The 1,461-nt window shown below is 23.5% G+C and carries 2 protein-coding genes and 1 pseudogene; all 3 read right to left on the minus strand.

From position 1 onward, the window contains the following. Positions 1-269, minus strand: a pseudogene (locus AJ884_RS01420) (hypothetical protein); the annotation flags it as partial. Positions 270-412: 143 nt separating this feature from the next. Then, entirely contained in the window at positions 413-1,045 is a 633-nt protein-coding gene (locus tag AJ884_RS01425; protein WP_070261728.1) for a hypothetical protein, read from the minus strand. Further along, complete coding sequence (locus tag AJ884_RS01430; RefSeq protein WP_044779597.1) at positions 1,045-1,395, minus strand: DUF4299 family protein; 351 nt, start codon at positions 1,393-1,395, stop codon at positions 1,045-1,047. The genes AJ884_RS01425 and AJ884_RS01430 overlap by 1 nt, the downstream gene beginning before the upstream one ends. Positions 1,396-1,461: the final 66 nt, after the last annotated feature.

The following is a 1,461-nucleotide window of genomic DNA, read 5'->3' on the forward strand; positions in this document are numbered from 1 at the left end:
TAAGGATTATGGATGCTTAAAATAGCTTCTTGATCGATTAAAACATTAGGATGAAAATTAAAAGTTGTAGGGGTGCTTGGATGAGATGAAGCATTGGTTAAAGTATTTAAAGAAAATAAATCTTGTTCTAAACTTTCAAAAAAGCCTTCACATTCTATAGAAAAAAGTTCTTCAAGACTTTCTTTGATAATGGCTTTAGTGATTTTAAAGGGTAGGGGATTTGAAGTAGAATTTGATATATCAAGACTCATATAAGAATTAAGGGACATTGAAGATCCTTTTGGGGGTTGAGTTTATGGTGTTTATAATTTGGTATAAATCCACTATGTTTTTAATTTTTATATTTATTATTTTAACACAAATAGTCTAAATTTGAGTAGAAAAAGAAATTGCTTATTTTTGTTATTAAAATCTATTTTTTATCTAAATTTACTTCTATGATATTAGATTCTTTTTCGCTGTTTTGTGTATTTTCTAAACGCAATTTTATTTTATTTGCACCCATAGGAGTTAAAATAGTAAAATATCTAATATTATTTTCATAAAAATCCCAAATTTCATCAAATTCCAAATAATTTGCTAATCCATATTCTTTAAACTCGCATTCTTTATAGATTGATTTTAAAAATTTTGGCACTTCATTAATAATAAAAAGTATTTTGATTTTTTCTTTTTGAGAATTAATATCCAATTCTTTAATCAGATTATTTTGATATTCTTGCTTTATTATTTCTATTATTTTTTTATTATCACAATTTTTTAAATCATTAAGATTAACATCCATTTCTTTTTTTAACTCTAATTCTTGAAGAAAATAATTTGTATTCTTATAATCAGAAGTTTGTGGTAATAATATATTTAATTTTTCATCACTTTTAAAAATTAATTTCGCTATATTCATAATTTTAATATTTAATTCTAATATAGCGTAAAAATCTTTTTTAGAAAAAATTTTATCTACACCTTTTTTCATATTTACAATATCTAAATTCTCATCAGATAAAAATTCTATAAGTTTATTTAAAAATATAGCTTGAGGAAGCATTACCACCCTTTAAGCTCTAAACTTTCAAGCTCTTCTAAACTCATTGCTCTAATTAAAATCCTTTCTTCTGATTGAATTAAAGAAAAATCTTGTAGTTTTTCTAGTGCTTCTTTATATTCTAAATATCCTAAAGGTTTATCTTCGCTAATGCTAAAAAAGCTTAATCTCCATTTGGCTTCTTTATCTTCATCATCTAATTCAAAATTTTCCCAAGGTTTTTTAAAAAGAATAGTATCTGTATCTTCACTTAGGGTGAAATTTATTATTAACCCATCGGGTGTTTCATAAAGTTTAGGTATAGCTTCATAAGCTTCTTCCCAACGCCTTTGTAAAAGTTTTAAATCTTCCATAAATTTTTCCTTAAATATAAAATGAAATTATAACTAAAAATCTTTTTATATTAAATCATAAGGAAA

It is taken from the genome of Campylobacter sp. BCW_6463, from assembly GCF_001762785.1.
In the GTDB taxonomy this organism is placed as follows: Bacteria; Campylobacterota; Campylobacteria; order Campylobacterales; family Campylobacteraceae; genus Campylobacter_D; species Campylobacter_D jejuni.